The organism is Nocardia sp. NPDC004068, from assembly GCF_042874315.1.
Classification (GTDB): Bacteria; Actinomycetota; Actinomycetes; order Mycobacteriales; family Mycobacteriaceae; genus Nocardia.
The window spans coordinates 58,799-73,235 of the sequence record NZ_JBIAMW010000020.1 but is presented as its reverse complement, the minus strand read 5'-3'; the positions used below and the strand labels follow the sequence as shown (position 1 = coordinate 73,235).

General features: G+C 67.7%; 17 protein-coding genes. 5 read left to right on the top strand and 12 right to left on the bottom strand.

Translation table 11 applies throughout. The features are described from left to right. Window positions 1-37: 37 nt before the first annotated feature. A complete protein-coding gene (locus tag ACFYTQ_RS34310) occupies window positions 38-679 on the top strand; it encodes a TetR/AcrR family transcriptional regulator (RefSeq protein ID WP_387369893.1) in 642 nt (213 codons plus the stop codon). On the opposite strand, the gene nrdF is transcribed toward ACFYTQ_RS34310, so the two are convergent. The 8 genes from nrdF to ACFYTQ_RS34270 all read right to left on the bottom strand — a co-directional run bounded on the left by nrdF (window position 648) and on the right by ACFYTQ_RS34270 (window position 8,792). Further along, complete coding sequence (nrdF, locus tag ACFYTQ_RS34305; protein WP_387369890.1) at window positions 648-1,610, bottom strand: class 1b ribonucleoside-diphosphate reductase subunit beta; 963 nt, start codon at window positions 1,608-1,610, stop codon at window positions 648-650. The genes ACFYTQ_RS34310 and nrdF overlap by 32 nt on opposite strands. A gap of 218 nt (window positions 1,611-1,828) precedes the next feature. Beyond that, entirely contained in the window at window positions 1,829-2,497 is a 669-nt protein-coding gene (locus ACFYTQ_RS34300; protein ID WP_387369888.1) for an alpha/beta fold hydrolase, read from the bottom strand. A gap of 122 nt (window positions 2,498-2,619) precedes the next feature. Further along, window positions 2,620-4,002: a magnesium transporter gene (mgtE, locus tag ACFYTQ_RS34295; RefSeq protein ID WP_387369886.1), complete on the bottom strand. Its 1,383-nt coding sequence runs from the start codon at window positions 4,000-4,002 to the stop codon at window positions 2,620-2,622. Between the two features lie 259 nt (window positions 4,003-4,261). After that, the gene (gene nrdE, locus ACFYTQ_RS34290; protein ID WP_387370012.1) at window positions 4,262-6,343 is read right to left on the bottom strand and encodes a class 1b ribonucleoside-diphosphate reductase subunit alpha; all 2,082 of its coding nucleotides are present in this window, start codon (window positions 6,341-6,343) and stop codon (window positions 4,262-4,264) included. Window positions 6,344-6,390: 47 nt separating this feature from the next. Further along, window positions 6,391-6,864, bottom strand: coding sequence for a class Ib ribonucleoside-diphosphate reductase assembly flavoprotein NrdI (nrdI, locus tag ACFYTQ_RS34285; protein ID WP_387370010.1), 474 nt, complete (start codon window positions 6,862-6,864; stop codon window positions 6,391-6,393). Window positions 6,865-7,077: 213 nt separating this feature from the next. Then, a complete protein-coding gene (locus ACFYTQ_RS34280; protein ID WP_387369884.1) occupies window positions 7,078-7,311 on the bottom strand; it encodes a redoxin NrdH in 234 nt (77 codons plus the stop codon). 442 nt (window positions 7,312-7,753) lie between these two features. Then, window positions 7,754-7,876 carry a type B 50S ribosomal protein L36 gene (gene ykgO, locus ACFYTQ_RS34275; protein ID WP_387369882.1) on the bottom strand — a complete coding sequence of 41 codons (123 nt, stop codon included), beginning with the start codon at window positions 7,874-7,876 and terminating at the stop codon, window positions 7,754-7,756. 349 nt (window positions 7,877-8,225) lie between these two features. After that, a complete protein-coding gene (locus ACFYTQ_RS34270; protein ID WP_387369880.1) occupies window positions 8,226-8,792 on the bottom strand; it encodes an NAD(P)H-dependent oxidoreductase in 567 nt (188 codons plus the stop codon). Window positions 8,793-8,934: 142 nt separating this feature from the next. Here ACFYTQ_RS34270 and ACFYTQ_RS34265 point away from each other — a divergent pair, with 142 nt between their 5' ends. Then, on the top strand, window positions 8,935-9,543 hold the full coding sequence (locus ACFYTQ_RS34265; RefSeq protein ID WP_387369878.1) for a TetR/AcrR family transcriptional regulator: 609 nt from the start codon (window positions 8,935-8,937) through the stop codon (window positions 9,541-9,543). 1 nt (window position 9,544) lies between these two features. Beyond that, complete coding sequence (nadE, locus tag ACFYTQ_RS34260; RefSeq protein WP_387369876.1) at window positions 9,545-10,387, top strand: ammonia-dependent NAD(+) synthetase; 843 nt, start codon at window positions 9,545-9,547, stop codon at window positions 10,385-10,387. Between the two features lie 28 nt (window positions 10,388-10,415). Here nadE and ACFYTQ_RS34255 read toward each other — a convergent pair whose 3' ends face one another. Both ACFYTQ_RS34255 and moaA read right to left on the bottom strand, forming a co-directional pair. Next, a complete protein-coding gene (locus ACFYTQ_RS34255) occupies window positions 10,416-10,658 on the bottom strand; it encodes a MoaD/ThiS family protein (RefSeq protein WP_387369874.1) in 243 nt (80 codons plus the stop codon). Continuing rightward, window positions 10,651-11,709: a GTP 3',8-cyclase MoaA gene (moaA, locus tag ACFYTQ_RS34250; protein WP_387369872.1), complete on the bottom strand. Its 1,059-nt coding sequence runs from the start codon at window positions 11,707-11,709 to the stop codon at window positions 10,651-10,653. Before moaA ends, ACFYTQ_RS34255 begins: the two co-directional genes overlap by 8 nt. Before the next feature lie 110 nt (window positions 11,710-11,819). On the opposite strand from moaA, the gene ACFYTQ_RS34245 reads away from it, so the two are divergent. Further along, entirely contained in the window at window positions 11,820-12,890 is a 1,071-nt protein-coding gene (locus ACFYTQ_RS34245) for an alpha/beta fold hydrolase (protein ID WP_387369870.1), read from the top strand. A 130-nt stretch (window positions 12,891-13,020) separates the two neighbouring features. Here ACFYTQ_RS34245 and ACFYTQ_RS34240 read toward each other — a convergent pair whose 3' ends face one another. Next, window positions 13,021-13,392 carry an ArsR/SmtB family transcription factor gene (locus tag ACFYTQ_RS34240; RefSeq protein ID WP_387369868.1) on the bottom strand — a complete coding sequence of 124 codons (372 nt, stop codon included), beginning with the start codon at window positions 13,390-13,392 and terminating at the stop codon, window positions 13,021-13,023. Between the two features lie 30 nt (window positions 13,393-13,422). Continuing rightward, entirely contained in the window at window positions 13,423-14,103 is a 681-nt protein-coding gene (locus ACFYTQ_RS34235; protein ID WP_387369866.1) for a PAS and ANTAR domain-containing protein, read from the bottom strand. A 123-nt stretch (window positions 14,104-14,226) separates the two neighbouring features. Here ACFYTQ_RS34235 and ACFYTQ_RS34230 point away from each other — a divergent pair, with 123 nt between their 5' ends. Further along, the gene (locus ACFYTQ_RS34230) at window positions 14,227-14,412 is read left to right on the top strand and encodes a hypothetical protein (RefSeq protein ID WP_387369864.1); all 186 of its coding nucleotides are present in this window, start codon (window positions 14,227-14,229) and stop codon (window positions 14,410-14,412) included. Window positions 14,413-14,437 lie beyond the last annotated feature (25 nt).

Below are 14,437 nucleotides of genomic sequence, written 5' to 3'. Positions count from 1 at the left end.
CCGTAACCGGGGAAGTCCCCGATTAGCAAGGAGGGTCATGTCATCGCACAGCGCCGGACCCGCGCCGGGTTCGGAACCCCAGCGTCGTCGTCGCGCGGACGCTCAGCGCAACTACGACCAGCTCGTGGCCGCGGCCAGGGCCGTCTTCCACGACCACGGCGTCGACGCCCCGCTGGACGACATCGCCCGCCGGGCCGGCGTCGGCAACGCGACGATGTATCGGCACTTCCCGACGCGTGGCGAACTGATCATCGCCGTCTATTCCGAGGAAGTGGCCGAGCTGTGCGCCGCGAGCCGGTCCCTCCTGGCCGAGGATCCTCCCGACGACGCCCTCTTCGACTGGCTTCGAAACTTCATCGCACACGTGACGACCAAGCGGGAACTGGCCCTGTCGATCACCGATGACAGCACCGGCCAGCGCCCCGCGTTGTTCGACCGCTGGCACCACTCGATGCACGCAGCGGCGTCCGCACTGTTGACCCGAGCACAGAACGCGGGCACCGTCCGCGCCGACCTCACCGCATCGGAACTCCTCGCCCTGGCCAACGGGATCGCCCTGACCACCACCGACGCCACTCAGGCGGAGCGACTCGTCCTCCTGATCAGACAGGGCACGGACACTCCCTCGACCCCGCCGCCCAGGGAGCTCAGAACTCCCAGTCCTCGTCCTCCGTATTGACGGCCTTCCCGATCACATAACTCGACCCCGACCCCGAGAAGAAGTCGTGGTTCTCGTCCGCGTTCGGCGAAAGTGCCGACAGGATGGCCGGATTCACGTCCGTTTCGTCCTTGGGGAACAGGCCCTCGTAGCCGAGGTTCATCAGTGCCTTGTTGGCGTTGTAGCGGAGGAACTTCTTGACGTCCTCGGTGAGGCCGACCTCGTCGTAGAGGTCCTGGGTGTACTCGACCTCGTTCTCGTACAGCTCGTAGAGCAACTCGAAGGTGTAGTTCTTGAGTTCGTCGCGTTCGGCGGGGGCGAGTTGTTCGAGGCCCTTCTGGTACTTGTAGCCGATGTAGTAGCCGTGGACGGCCTCGTCGCGGATGATCAGGCGGATGAGGTCGGCGGTGTTGGTGAGCTTGGCGCGGGAGGACCAGTACATCGGCAGGTAGAAGCCGGAGTAGAACAGGAAGCTCTCCAGCAGGGTGGAGGCGACCTTGCGCTTGAGGGGTTCGTCGCCGCGGTAGTACTCGAGGACGATCTCGGCCTTGCGCTGGAGGTTGCGGTTCTCCTCCGACCAGCGGAAGGCGTCGTCGATCTCGCGGGTGGAGCACAGCGTGGAGAAGATCGAACTGTAGCTCTTGGCGTGCACCGACTCCATGAACGCGATGTTGGTGAGCACCGCCTCCTCGTGCGGGGTGAGCGCGTCGGGGATCAGGCTCACCGCGCCGACCGTGCCCTGAATGGTGTCGAGCAGCGTGAGGCCGGTGAACACGCGCATGGTGAGCTGCTTCTCCTGCGCGTTGAGGGTGGCCCACGAGGGAATGTCGTTGGACACCGGAACCTTCTCGGGCAACCAGAAGTTGCCGACGAGGCGATCCCACACCTCGGCGTCCTTCTCGTCGGGCACCCGATTCCAGTTGATCGCAGACACTCGATCGATCAATTTCACGCCCGCTCACTCACCCTTCCGTGTGCCGTATGGTTCAGCTTTTGTCCCTGAACAGTACGACAAGAAGAAAGGCGACGGTTACTGCGGTCTCCATATGGAAACTCGGATAGCCGAAACCATCCTCGCTACGTTCGAAAGCGCCTGTAACACTTCGATTTCCGAGTAGCTGCGGACAAGAAGAGTGCGACATCGAGGTCGACGACGCATGACCGCCGCACTCACTCGTCCAGCAGGAGCGCCGCCACGGCCTCCGGAGCCTCGTGCATGACGTCGTGTCCGGTCGGGAGCTCGTGCACCCGCCACCCTGGATCGGCCGCGAGCCGAATACGCTGCTCCGCGAACGGCGTTCGGTCCTCCCAGCCCGAGCAGTAGACGAACTCCCGCCGCGGCACCCGCGCGAATTCGCCGGTGAGCCGGACCGTTTGCATGAACGCGGCGAACGGATGGGGGCGGCGGCGCGGATCGCCGTCGCCCGGCGGGCGAACGGCGTAACCCGTGGTCTCGGCTCCGTCGGCGATCACTCGGCGGAAGTGGTCGTTCATTGCGGCCCAACAGGATTCGCCGTCGCGGGGAACGTACGCGTCGAGATGCACCGCGCGCGCGATCCGGCCGCCCGCGCGGTCGGCCGCGGCGGCGACCACCATTCCGCCGTAGCTGTGACCGACCAGGGTCACGTCGGTGAGGTGAGCCCGATCGAGCACCCGCAGCACGTCGTCGGCGTGGGTGTCGAGGTTGGCGGTCGCGACGGTCGCCGGATCGTCGTCCGACCGCAGCCCGGTCAGGGTCAGGGCGTGCACGGTGTGCCCGGCCCGCTCGAGCAGCGGAATCACCGCCTCGTACGCCCAGGATCCCTTCCAACCGCCGGGCACCAGCACGAACGTCGCCATGATTGTCTCCCTTTCGGCAACCGCGGCGTCGGATCACGCCGCGTGGAGACGAGTCTCATCCGCTCGGGAGGTGGCGGGCCACCGACACAAGGCCATGCGATACCCGTTGGCCGCCAAGCGCGTCAGATGCCCAGGACGAGCTTCGCGGTCATGAAGTAGATGATCAGACCGGTCGCGTCGACCAGCGTCGTCACCATCGGCGCGGAGATGACCGCCGGATCGATCCGCAACTTCTTGGCCAGCAACGGCATCGTGCCGCCGATGGTCGCGGCCCAGCCGCAGATCACCACGAGCGTGATGCCGACGACGACGGCGATCTGCGCGCCCACGAAGATCGCGCCGATGAGCATGCCCACCGCCGCCAGCATCGCGCCCAGCACGAGTCCGACGCGCAGTTCGCGCCAGATGACGCGCAGCAGATCCGACACCCGCACCTCGCCGACGGCCAGCGCGCGCACGCACGAGGTGGCCGCCTGCGCACCGGCATTGCCGCCCGCGCCGATGAGCAGCGGGATGAACAGCGCCAGGTGCGCGGCCCGGGCGAGCGTCCCCTCGAACGCGTCGGTGACCGTGACCGTCAGCGTGGCCGCGACCAGCAACAGCAACAGCCACATCGCGCGGTAGCGGGCGAGCTGAAAGACCTTGGCGGCCATGTAATGTCCGGCCCACGGCTGGGTGCCGGCCTGACGCGCGACGTCCTCGCTGTCGGCGGCCTCGATGACCTCGACGGCGTCGTCGATGGTGAGCAGGCCCACGAGCCGGTCCTCGCTGTCGACCACCGGCAGGTTGAGGACATTGGTCTCGCGCATGAGCCGCGCGGCCTTCTCCGCGGAGTCGGTGGCGCGGGCGAAAACCGGTTCGGTGACAACGAGATCCGCGACCATCGTCTCCGGCTCGCTCAGGACGAGTTCGCGCAGTTCGACGATGCCGATGAGGCGGCGGCCGCCGTCGACCACGGGAAGCGTGTACACGGTCTCGGCGCTCGCGCCCTTGGCCCGCACGGTGCGCAACGCGCGTTCGACGGTCAGATCACGCGGCAGCGCAACGACTTCCGGCGTCATGTATCGCCCGGCCGAGCCCTCCGGATAGCCGAGCAGGGCCGCGGTCATCCGCCGTTCGCGCGGGCTCAGCCCCGCCAGCACCTTCTTGGCGACCTTGGCCGGGGCCTCGCGCAGCATGCGGGCGCGGTCGTCGGGATCCATCCGCTCGACGAGTTCGCGAAAGCTCTGATCCCGCAGGCTGGTCAGGATCTGCTGCTGGTCGACGGGTTCGAGTTCCTCGAACACCGCCAGCGCCCGGTCCTTGTCCAGCAACCGGAACGCCATCCCCGCGTGCAGCGCGTCCATGCGCGCCAGTTCGTCGGCGATCAGATGCGGCGGCCGATCGTCGAGCCACCGCAGGGTCGCCTCGACCCCGAGCGTCTCGACGACCTCGAACAGCGATTCGGTGGGCGCGGCCTCGACGGGCAGCGTGGGGACGGCAACAGACACTTCGGTCGGCGACATGGTGATTCCTCGGCACAAGCGAGCGATGAACGGGGGCGATCGAGATCTCGAATCACACCGCGAGGCACCGACCCCGCCGCCGACGAACTACCGGCAGAACACCAGGGCGGCGCCGCGCGGCCTTCGACTCGGGGGTTCGCTACGCACAGCTACCCACCTCCTCGACTCGGCCTTCACAGGTATGCGCCGCCGGGCGCACGACTCTTCCGTAAGTAGCTTACCGCTCAACGACCTCCGACACGCCGGGGGTACGCCGGATCTACAGCATGCAGCTGACGCAGCCCTCGACCTCGGTGCCCTCCAGGGCCATCTGCCGGATGCGGATGTAGTACAAGGTCTTGATTCCCTTGCGCCAGGCGTAGATCTGGGCCTTGTTCACGTCGCGGGTGGTGGCGGTGTCCTTGAAGAACAGGGTCAGGGACAGGCCCTGGTCGACGTGTTGGGTTGCCGCGGCGTAGGTGTCGATGATGCGTTCGTAGCCGATGTCGTAGGCGTCCTCGAAGTAGTCGAGGTTGTCGTTGGTCATGTAGGGGGCCGGGTAGTAGACGCGGCCGATCTTGCCTTCCTTGCGGATCTCGATCTTGGAGGCCACCGGGTGGATCGAGCTGGTGGAGTGGTTGATGTAGGAGATCGAGCCGGTCGGGGGGACGGCCTGGAGGTTCTGGTTGTAGATGCCGTGGGCCATGACCGAGGTCTTCAGGTCGCGCCAGTCGTCCTGGGTGGGGATGTGGACGCCCGCGTCGGCGAACAGCTGGCGGACCCGGTCGGTCTTGGGCTCCCACGCCTGGTCGGTGTACTTGTCGAAGTACTCACCGGAGGCGTACTTCGACTCGGGGAAGCCGCCGAACGCGCGGCCGCGCTCGATGGCCAGCTTGTTCGACGCGCGGATCGCGTGATAGGCGATGGTGTAGAAGTAGATGTTGGTGAAGTCCACACCCTCCTCGGACCCGTAGTGGATCCGTTCCCGGGCCAGATACCCGTGCAGGTTCATCTGCCCCAGCCCGATGGCGTGAGACTCGTTGTTGCCCTGCTCGATCGAGGGCACCGAGGAGATGCTGGTCTGATCCGACACCGCGGTGAGCGCCCGGATGGCGGTCTCCACGGTCTTGCCGAGGTCGGGCGAGTCCATGGTCTTGGCGATGTTGAGCGAACCCAGATTGCACGAGATGTCCTTGCCCACAACGGCATACGACAGATCGTCGTTGTAGACCGAGGGCGTGGAGACCTGGAGGATCTCCGAGCACAGGTTCGAGTGGGTGATCTTGCCCGCGATCGGGTTGGCGCGGTTCACCGTGTCCTCGAACATGATGTACGGGTAGCCCGACTCGAACTGCAACTCGGCGATGGTCTGGAAGAACTCGCGCGCGTTGATCTTCGACTTGCGGATGCGCTTGTCGTCGACCATCTCGTAGTACTTCTCGGTGACGTTCACATCGGCGAACGGCTGCCCGTAGATGCGCTCGACGTCGTAGGGCGAGAACAGGTACATGTCCTCGTTCTTCTTCGCCAGCTCGAAGGTGATGTCCGGGATCACCACGCCCAGGCTGAGCGTCTTGATGCGGATCTTCTCGTCGGCGTTCTCGCGCTTGGTGTCGAGGAAGCGGTAGATGTCGGGATGATGCGCGTGCAGGTAGACCGCGCCCGCGCCCTGCCGCGCGCCGAGCTGGTTGGCGTAGGAGAACGAATCCTCCAGCAGCTTCATGATCGGGATGACGCCCGAGGACTGGTTCTCGATCTTCTTGATCGGCGCGCCGTGCTCGCGAATGTTGCTGAGCAGCAACGCGACTCCGCCGCCGCGCTTGGACAGCTGCAACGCGGAGTTGATCGAGCGCCCGATGGACTCCATATTGTCCTCGATGCGCAGCAGGAAGCAGCTGACCGGTTCGCCGCGCTGCTTCTTGCCGGAGTTGAGGAAGGTCGGGGTGGCGGGCTGGAAGCGGCCGTCCATGATCTCGTCGACCAGCTCTCGGGCGAGGATCTCGTCACCGTCGGCCAGGGTGAGCGCGACCATGCAGACGCGGTCCTCGAACCGTTCGAGGTAGCGCTTGCCGTCGAAGGTCTTGAGCGTGTACGAGGTGTAGTACTTGAACGCGCCGAGGAAGGTGGGGAACCGGAACTTCTTGGCGTACGCCTGCTGGAACAGCTTCTTCACGAACGCCCGGCTGTAGCGGTCGAGGACCTCGGGCTCGTAGTAGTTCTCCTCGACGAGGTAGTCGAGCTTCTCGTCGAGGTTGTGGAAGAAGACGGTGTTCTGGTTGACGTGCTGCAGGAAGTACTGCCGCGCGGCCTCGCGATCCTTGTCGAACTGGATCTCGCCGCCCGGACCGTACAGATTGAGCATCGCGTTGAGGGCGTGGTAGTCCAAACCCTCGGTGGACGCCTCACTGCTCACCGGGCGCTCCAGGCGGGCCGTCTTTCCGGCCGGTGCTGTTGTCGTTGCCAAAACAATCCCAATCCCTCTCGGACGCGCTCGACGTCCTCGGCGGTTCCCATGAGTTCGAAGCGGTACAGGTACGGCACCCCGCACTTGCGCGAGATCACTTCTCCCGCATAGCAGTACGTGTCGCCGAAGTTGGTGTTGCCCGCGGCGATGACGCCGTGCAACAGCGCACGATTGTGCGGATCGTTGAGGAACTTCGCAACCTGTCGGGGCACGAAGTCCTTGTCCGATCGACCGCCCCGGCCCGCGGCGTCGAAGACGCTCTTGCCGCCCCCGTAGGTCGGGCAGATCAGGACGTAGGGCTCGTCGACGCGCAACGAGTCGGCGGTGTGGAGCGGAATGCGCTCGGCCGGGAGGCCCAGCCGCCGCACGAAGCGATGGGTGTTCTCCGACGCGCTCGAGAAGTAGACCAGGTTCGGCACCACTCCCCCTTTCATCGGATTCCCTTTGTCAAGGGCCACAAGCACTTTCGCGAAGGAGGCCGGGCGCCTCTCCGGATTCCCGGGCCGCTGCCTTCGGAACACCCCGCCCCGCTTCCCTTCGGGGCGGCCCCGGCCGCTTCCCTTCGAAGCTCCGGGCCGCTTCCCTACCGAGTGCCCCGGCCGCGCTCTCCGGCCGGGGCCTCCGCGCGAAGGTCAGGCCGCGACGGTCGCCAGGGCCTTGATGCGGTCGGGGCGGAAGCCGGACCAGTGGTCGTCACCGGCGACGACGACGGGGGCCTGCAGGTAGCCGAGGGCCATGATGTAGTCGCGGGCCTCGGAGTTCTCGGAGATGTCGACGACCTCGTAGTCCACACCCGCCTTGTCGAGAGCGCGGTAGGTGGCATTGCACTGAACACAAGCGGGCTTGGTGTAGACGGTGATGGTCATTGGTGTCCCTCTTCTCCTTGCCTAGTCCGGTATGCAGTGCACGACTGTGAAGAGCCACATCCTGTGGTACTGCGCAAACCCCTGGAACCGGCTGCGGATCCCCAGGTCGCCGAGGCTTGACCTGCGCGGAGCCCGCTTCGTTCTCCAGTGTCCAAGACACTACACCTAGTGGCCGACAGATTCCTACAACACGACATGTTGCGAGTCCCAAAGTTGTAATTCGATCGTCGTAAGTACCTGGACAGCCGATTCGCAACCCGACACGGCAGTGGCGCAGATCACGATTTCACGACTCAGCTCTTTCCCAGCAAACCCAACCGCCCCACCGGTCTCGTTCGTTCCCATCAGCCTCCCGCACCCCGCTGATCACCCGCGTTCACATCCCGTTCACGCCGAGGGCCGCCCGTCCGCTACCGGCCGGGCGGCCCTCCCCCGCGTCCCGTCAGCCCTGGCGAGCCTTGAAGCGCGGGTCCTTCTTGTTGATCACGAACGTCCGTCCGCGCCTGCGCACGACCTGAGCGCCGGGCTTGTCCTTCAGGGACTTGAGCGAGTTACGCACCTTCATCTGGGTCACCTCCGGTTAATGAAAACGGTTTTCATATTGTATCCATTCCGCTCCCTGGAGGCAGAGAGACCCTGGCCCCGGCGCTGGGGCGCCGGGGCCAGGGACAAGGGGGGCTGGCGCTGGGGCCAGAGACAAGAAGGGCTAGCGCCGCGGCCAAAGGCAGGAAGCGCCGGCACCGGGCCAGGGACAAGGGGCTAGCGCTGGGGCCAGGGGCCAGGGGCAAGGGGCAAGAGGCTGACGCTTGGGGCCGGGAGCAAGGACCGGAATGCGCTCGGAAGGGGCACCCTGGAATGGCGAGCCCCCTCCCAGTCCCTGGCCCCGGCGCCCAGCGCCGGGGCCAGGGCGGAACTCAGGCGTTGACCCGAACCTGAACGGCCGCAACCAGATCCGCGACGGCGGCGGAGAGTTGGGTGAGGGCCTCGGCGTCCTCGCGGGGGTGGGCGGCGGCGAAGCGCTCGCCGATGGTGCCGAAGTGGAGGTGGGCGCTCTCGACGACGGAGGCTCCGGCGACGCCGAGGGCCTTGACGGTGTCGGCGTGCGACCACTTGGCGGCGTTGGAGCTGATGGAGGCGCTGATGACGGCGGCGGGCTTGTCCTTGATGGAACCCTGGCCGTAGGGGCGGGAGGCCCAGTCGATGGCGTTCTTCAGGGCTGCGGGGATGGTGCCGTTGTATTCGGGGACGAAGAAGATCAGGCCGTCGGCCGCGGCGACCGCCTCGCGCAACGCGACCGCGGTGGCGGGCACGCTACCGGGCACGTCGAGGTCCTCGTTGTAGAAAGGGATGTCGGCAAGACCGGAGAAGATGTCGACCTGCACGCCCTCGGGCGCGGTCTGGGCGGCCGCCTCGGCGAGCTGCCGGTTGATCGACCCGGCGCGCAGGCTACCGACGAGAGCGAGAAGGCGAGTCTGGGACATGATCACTCCTTGTGCTGCACAGGGCGGGGTGTTCCGCCGTCATGTCACAATAACCGGACCCCGGTCCGCTTCATTCCCGGCCCCTAGGTAGACCCCTGTGAACCACGACACATCGAAATCCTTACCGATAGAGCCGGTCTCGGTGCCGCTACCCCCGTTCGACCACCTCGAGCCCCTCCCGGTCGCCGAACATACCGAGCGCAGCGACGCCGCCCGCAACCGGCAGCTGCTCCTCGACGCCGCCGAGGAGCTGGTCCGCGAGCACGGCGCGGACGCGGTCACCATGGACGCCGTCGCCAAACGCGCGGGCGTCGGCAAGGGCACGGTCTTCCGCCGCTTCGGCAACCGCGCGGGGTTGATGATGGCCCTGCTCGACCACTCGGACCGAAAACTCCAGGCCGCCTACATCTTCGGGCCGCCGCCGCTGGGTCCGGGCGCCCCGCCGGTGGAGCGACTGGTGGCCTTCGGCCGCGCCCGGCTGGCCGATATCGAGGTCGCGGGCGAGGTCCGCCGGGCCGCCGACGATCCGGGCCGCTTCGCCACCCCGCCCTACAACGTCGTGAAAACCCATGTCTCCCTGCTGCTTCGGCAGGCCGGAACGCCCGGCGAGATCCCGCTGCTGGCCGACACCCTCCTGAACGCGCTCGACGCCACCCTGGTGCTGCATCAGACCCGCGTCCTGGGCTACACCCTCGACCAGATCGGCGACCACTGGGAGCGGCTGATCCGTGCCCTGGTCCCCGCCGCCTAGAGTGGCGACCATGCGCGAACAGATCATCGCCGAACTGGGCGTCCGACCGCGGATCGACCCGAAGGACGAGATCCGCCGCCGGGTCGAATTCCTGAAGGACTACCTGAGGTCAACGCCCGCAACGGGTTTCGTGCTCGGGATCAGCGGCGGCCAGGATTCGACGCTGGCGGGTCGGCTGGGTCAGCTCGCCGCCGAGGAGCTGCGCGCCGAAGACCGCGCGGCCACCTTCGTGGCGGTCCGGCTGCCCTACGGCGTGCAGGCCGACGCGCACGACGCCCGCGTCGCGCTCGACTTCATCCGGCCCGACCGGGAGATCGAGGTGAACATCAAGCCCGGCGCCGACGCCGTGGCCGCGGAATCGGCCGCGGGCCTGCGCGACTTGCTCGGCGGCGAACCGCGATTGCGCGATTTCGTACGCGGCAACATCAAGGCCCGCGAACGCATGGTCGTCCAGTACTCGATCGCCGGTCAGCTGAATCTGCTCGTCGTCGGGACCGATCACGCGGCCGAGGCGGTGACCGGCTTCTTCACCAAGTACGGCGACGGCGGCGCGGACATCACCCCGCTCGCCGGCCTCACCAAACGCCAGGGCGCGGCCCTGCTGCGCGAACTCGGCGCACCCGAGAGCACCTGGCGCAAGGTGCCGACCGCCGACCTCGAGGACGACCGGCCCGCCCTGCCCGACGAGGTCGCCCTCGGCCTGAAGTACGCCGATATCGACGCCTACCTCGAGGGCGAGGACGTCGCGCCGGAGATCGCCGAGCGCATCGAGTCGATCTACACGACGACCCGGCACAAGCGCGCACTTCCGGTGTCGCCCTTCGACACCTGGTGGCGAAACTGATGCGAAACACGCGGTGCCGGAACGAAATTCAGCCCCCCGCGAACGGCGGCAGCACATCCACCCGCGCGGCCAGGGGCGCGGTGTCGTCGCGGGTGAGTTCGTCGCCGATGAGGAACGCGCAGACCTTCAGCATCGGATCCAGCTCCGGTCCGTAGGCGCGCGCGAGGACGCGGCGCAGGTCCGCGACGGTGGCCTCGCCGGGGAGGTCGAGCTGTTCGCTGGCCTTGCCGACCGCGTCGGCGATCGCGGCGAAATAGCGGACCTCAACCACCGATCGCTCCCATCGTCCGTTCGGGGGGCACGAATCCGGCGGCGTCGATGCCGTGCCCGGCCCACTTGTTCCACATCGCGCCGCGCCACAGCGTGGCCAGCTCGTCGTCGCTCGCGCCCGCGCGCAGCGGCGTGCGCAGATCGTATTCCTGATCGCTGAACAGGCACGAGCGGATCATGCCGTCGGCGGTGAGGCGGGTGCGGTCGCAGTCGCCGCAGAATTTGCGGGTCACCGAGGCGATGATGCCGACGGTCGCCGGGCCGCCGTCGACCAGCCAGTTCTCCGCGGGCGCGGACGGGTCCGTCCGGCCGACCTCGGTGAGGGTGAAGCGGGCGCCGAGCACGTCGAGCAGGTCGGCGGCGGTGACCATCTCGGCCCGCGCCCATTCGTGATCGGCGTCGAGCGGCATCTCCTCGATGAAGCGCAACTCACAGCCCTCGTCCAGGCACCAGCGCAGCAGATCGCTTGCGCCGGACAGGGTTTCGCGCATGAGCACGGCGTTCACCTTGACCGGCGCGAGACCGGAGCGCTGGGCCGCGCGAATTCCGGCCAGCACCGCGGGCAGCCGATCGCGCCGGGTGAGGGCGGCGAACGCGGCGCGGTCGGCGGTGTCGAGGGAGACGTTGACCCGGTTCAGACCCGCCCGAGCCAGCCCGGCCGCGCGATGCTCGAGCCCGACCGCGTTGGTGGTCATGGCCAACGGCGTCGCGGGCAATTCCGCGCGGCAGCCCGCCACGATGCGTTCCAGGTCGCGGCGCATGAGCGGTTCCCCACCCGTGAAACGGACCTCGTTCACCCCGAGCTCGCGCACGGCCAGCGCCACGACCCGCACGATCTCCTCGACCGAGAGCAGCTCGTCGGCCGGGATCGCGGGCAGTCCCTCCTCGGGCATGCAGTACGTGCACCGCAGCGAACACTTCTCGGTGATGGAGACGCGCAGATCTCGCGCCACCCGCCCGAACCGGTCGACCAGGTACGGCGTGTCGGGCCTGCCGTCCAACGTGGGGCGCTTGCCCCGCACGGCGGGAATGCCCATCACAACCACGGTCACGGCTCCCATTATTGCCACCTCCCGAGGGGACGGACAGCCGAAGGCCCGTGGCCTGGCGGTTCGGCCCATGCTACGTTTGTACGTGTATATACGTACAATATGGAGGTGTCATGGCGATCTCCTCGCCGATCCGCCGATGGTGGCGGATCCTGTGGCCGACCGCGCTGGCCGTCGTTCTCGGCGTCGTTGCGGGCGTAGCGGTTTCGCACGCGGATGCGGGACCGGTTCCGTCGGCCGCACCGGCGTGCGCGGCCGGAGAGGAACCGCGCAGTCCGGGTTACGACGCGGCGACCAGGGACGATCCGGCGTTCACGAGCGCGTTCCGGCACTGCTTCACGACCGTGGACGGGGTGCAGATGCACTACGTCATCGGCGGAACGGGCCCGCAGCCGCTGGTGCTGCTGCACGGCTGGCCGGAGAGCTGGTACGAGTACCACGAGGTCATGCCGAGGCTGCTGCCGGGCCGCACGGTGATCGCGATCGACCTGCCGGGCCTGGGCGACAGCACGGGAGAACTCCCGTCCTACACGAAAACGACCATGGCCCGGTATGTTTCGGGCCTGCTGACCAGGATCGGCGTCGAGCGCGAAACCCGCGTCGTGGCACACGATTTCGGCGTCGGGGTCGCCTACGCGCTCGCCGCCGAGCATCGTGATCAGGTGGCCGGGCTGTTCCTCATGGACTTCCCGCTGGTCGGGCGGAATCTCACCTTCGCGTCCGTGCAGCCCCTATCCTGGCACTTCTCGTTCAATGTGCAGAACCCCCTGGCCGAGGACCTCGTCACCGGCCGCGTCGGCACCTTCCTGGACTACTTCTTCCGCCACAGCGAGGTCTCCGAGCAGGCCCGCGCGAGCGCCACCCACGAATTGCCCGTCGCGCCAAGGTCTTTGGCCGAGTACGTCCGCGTCTACTCGCGCCCGCAGGTCCTGCACGCGGGCTTCGAGCTGTATCGCACCTGGAGCGCCGACGAGGCCGAGAACGCCGCGCTGCAACAGTCACCGCTGCGCCAACCGGTCCGGATGCTGACCCAGGACGGCCTGAGCGGGGTGATGCTCCCCGCCGTCCGCGACGCCGCCCCCGACGCCTCCGGCGACGAGGTCTCCGGCGCGGGCCACTGGCTGGTGGACCAGCAACCCGACCGCATCGCCGCCGAGATCGACGCCTTCTATCCGGCGTCCTGACCGCGAGCCTCGTCCAGCAGGGAGCCCCCGGGCACGGCATCCCGACCATGAGCCTCGTCCACTTTGGTACCCGCTAGCGCGGCGTCCTGACCGCGAGCCTCGTCCCCTCGGCAACCGCGAGCACGGCCTTCTAATCGCGGGCTTCGTCGACCTCGGCGCCCGCGAGCACGGCATCCCGACCACGAGCCTCGTCCACCTCGGCGCCCGCGAGCACGGCGTCCAGCAGGCCCGGGTAGCGGGCGTCGAGGTCCGCGCGGCGCAGCTCGAGCAGAAACTCTCTGCCGGAAGCGGTTTGGCGGATGACCCCGCTCTCGCGCAGCACCCGCCAATGATGGGTCATGGTCGATCGGGCGGTGATGCCGAGGACGTTCAGCACGCCGGTGCAGTTGTACTCCCCGCCCGCGTCGAGCACGCGCAGCACCGCGAGCCGGATCGGATGCCCCAGTGCCGACAGCACGGTCTCGATGCGAATCTGATCGCGGGCGGGATGGACGAGCGGCATTGTTCGATTGTACGTGGATCGACGTAGTCGTCAGTGGTCCTCGCGCGGCACCCGCAGATGCGTGGTGAGCAGCACGTGGTCGAAGGCGCCCACGGTCTCCGCGGAGGCCGGGGGCACCATAGGCAGGTCGTTCATGAGCTGGGCGGCGAGGACCCGCAGTTTCACATTGGTCTCCTGCGACCGCCAGACCAGCACCCGGAACGCCTGGTCCGCGCTGATCCGATACATCCGCATGAGCACGCCCTTGGCCTGCTCGATCACCGCCCGCGCCTCGGCCAGCTCCGAGACGGCCGCGGTGACCGCCGCGTTCTCCGCCTCGGCCAGGGTCGAGGTGAGATCGATGTAGAAGCCGGTCGTGCCGACCGCGCCGCCCTGGGCGTCGAGGATCCGATCGGCCACGACCATCACCTGATGTTCGCGGCCCGCGGTGTCGAGGAACCGGTGCCTGCTGGAGAACGGTTCGCCGTGCTCGACCGCGCGGGTGATCAGCTCGGCGACGTGTTCGCGATCGTCGGGATGTTTGTGCTCGAGCAGCAGTTCGGTGGTCGGCTCGATCTCGCCGGGCACGTACCCGTGCATTCGGTACACCTCCGCCGACCACTCCCACCGCCGCGTGGCGAACCAGAAGCGGAAGCTGCCCGCCCGCGGCGCGGCACCCTCGGCATCCGCCAACACGGCATCGTCGGATTCGGTCGTTCCCGGCTCACTCACCCGATCAGTATCCTCGCCCGCCGCCGTCGCGCTGTGAAAAGCCCCCATCCGGCGCCGGTCCGGTCACGAATACCACACAGCGGCGGGATGACCATCCACGGAAGCCGACGCAGGAGGGGAGCCATGGCAACCGACACCACCAACCACGCGGCCCGACGCTTGCTCACCGCGGTCCTCGCCGCCGGTTACCACTCGGTCGAGGACTTCATCCGCCACCTGCACGCCGACCCCCTCGCCGACACCGTCGTGCTCCCCCCGCGAACCGCGGCCGCCGAATCCCGCCGCCCCAAACACGCCCGCGAGGATTAGCCGGGAGCCGTCCGGTCCGGGGTGA

What these genes read in the sequence shown, in the direction of transcription:
- ACFYTQ_RS34310 (WP_387369893.1), top strand. Translation starts at nt 38, where the DNA reads ATGTCATCGCACAGCGCCGGACCCGCGCCGGGTTCGGAACCCCAGCGT.
- ACFYTQ_RS34300 (WP_387369888.1), bottom strand. Translation starts at nt 2,497, where the DNA reads ATGGCGACGTTCGTGCTGGTGCCCGGCGGTTGGAAGGGATCCTGGGCG.
- mgtE (WP_387369886.1), bottom strand. Translation starts at nt 4,002, where the DNA reads ATGTCGCCGACCGAAGTGTCTGTTGCCGTCCCCACGCTGCCCGTCGAG.
- nrdE (WP_387370012.1), bottom strand. Translation starts at nt 6,343, where the DNA reads ATGCTCAATCTGTACGGTCCGGGCGGCGAGATCCAGTTCGACAAGGAT.
- ACFYTQ_RS34280 (WP_387369884.1), bottom strand. Translation starts at nt 7,311, where the DNA reads ATGACCATCACCGTCTACACCAAGCCCGCTTGTGTTCAGTGCAATGCC.
- ykgO (WP_387369882.1), bottom strand. Translation starts at nt 7,876, where the DNA reads ATGAAGGTGCGTAACTCGCTCAAGTCCCTGAAGGACAAGCCCGGCGCT.
- ACFYTQ_RS34270 (WP_387369880.1), bottom strand. Translation starts at nt 8,792, where the DNA reads ATGTCCCAGACTCGCCTTCTCGCTCTCGTCGGTAGCCTGCGCGCCGGG.
- ACFYTQ_RS34245 (WP_387369870.1), top strand. Translation starts at nt 11,820, where the DNA reads ATGGCGATCTCCTCGCCGATCCGCCGATGGTGGCGGATCCTGTGGCCG.
- ACFYTQ_RS34240 (WP_387369868.1), bottom strand. Translation starts at nt 13,392, where the DNA reads ATGCCGCTCGTCCATCCCGCCCGCGATCAGATTCGCATCGAGACCGTG.
- ACFYTQ_RS34230 (WP_387369864.1), top strand. Translation starts at nt 14,227, where the DNA reads ATGGCAACCGACACCACCAACCACGCGGCCCGACGCTTGCTCACCGCG.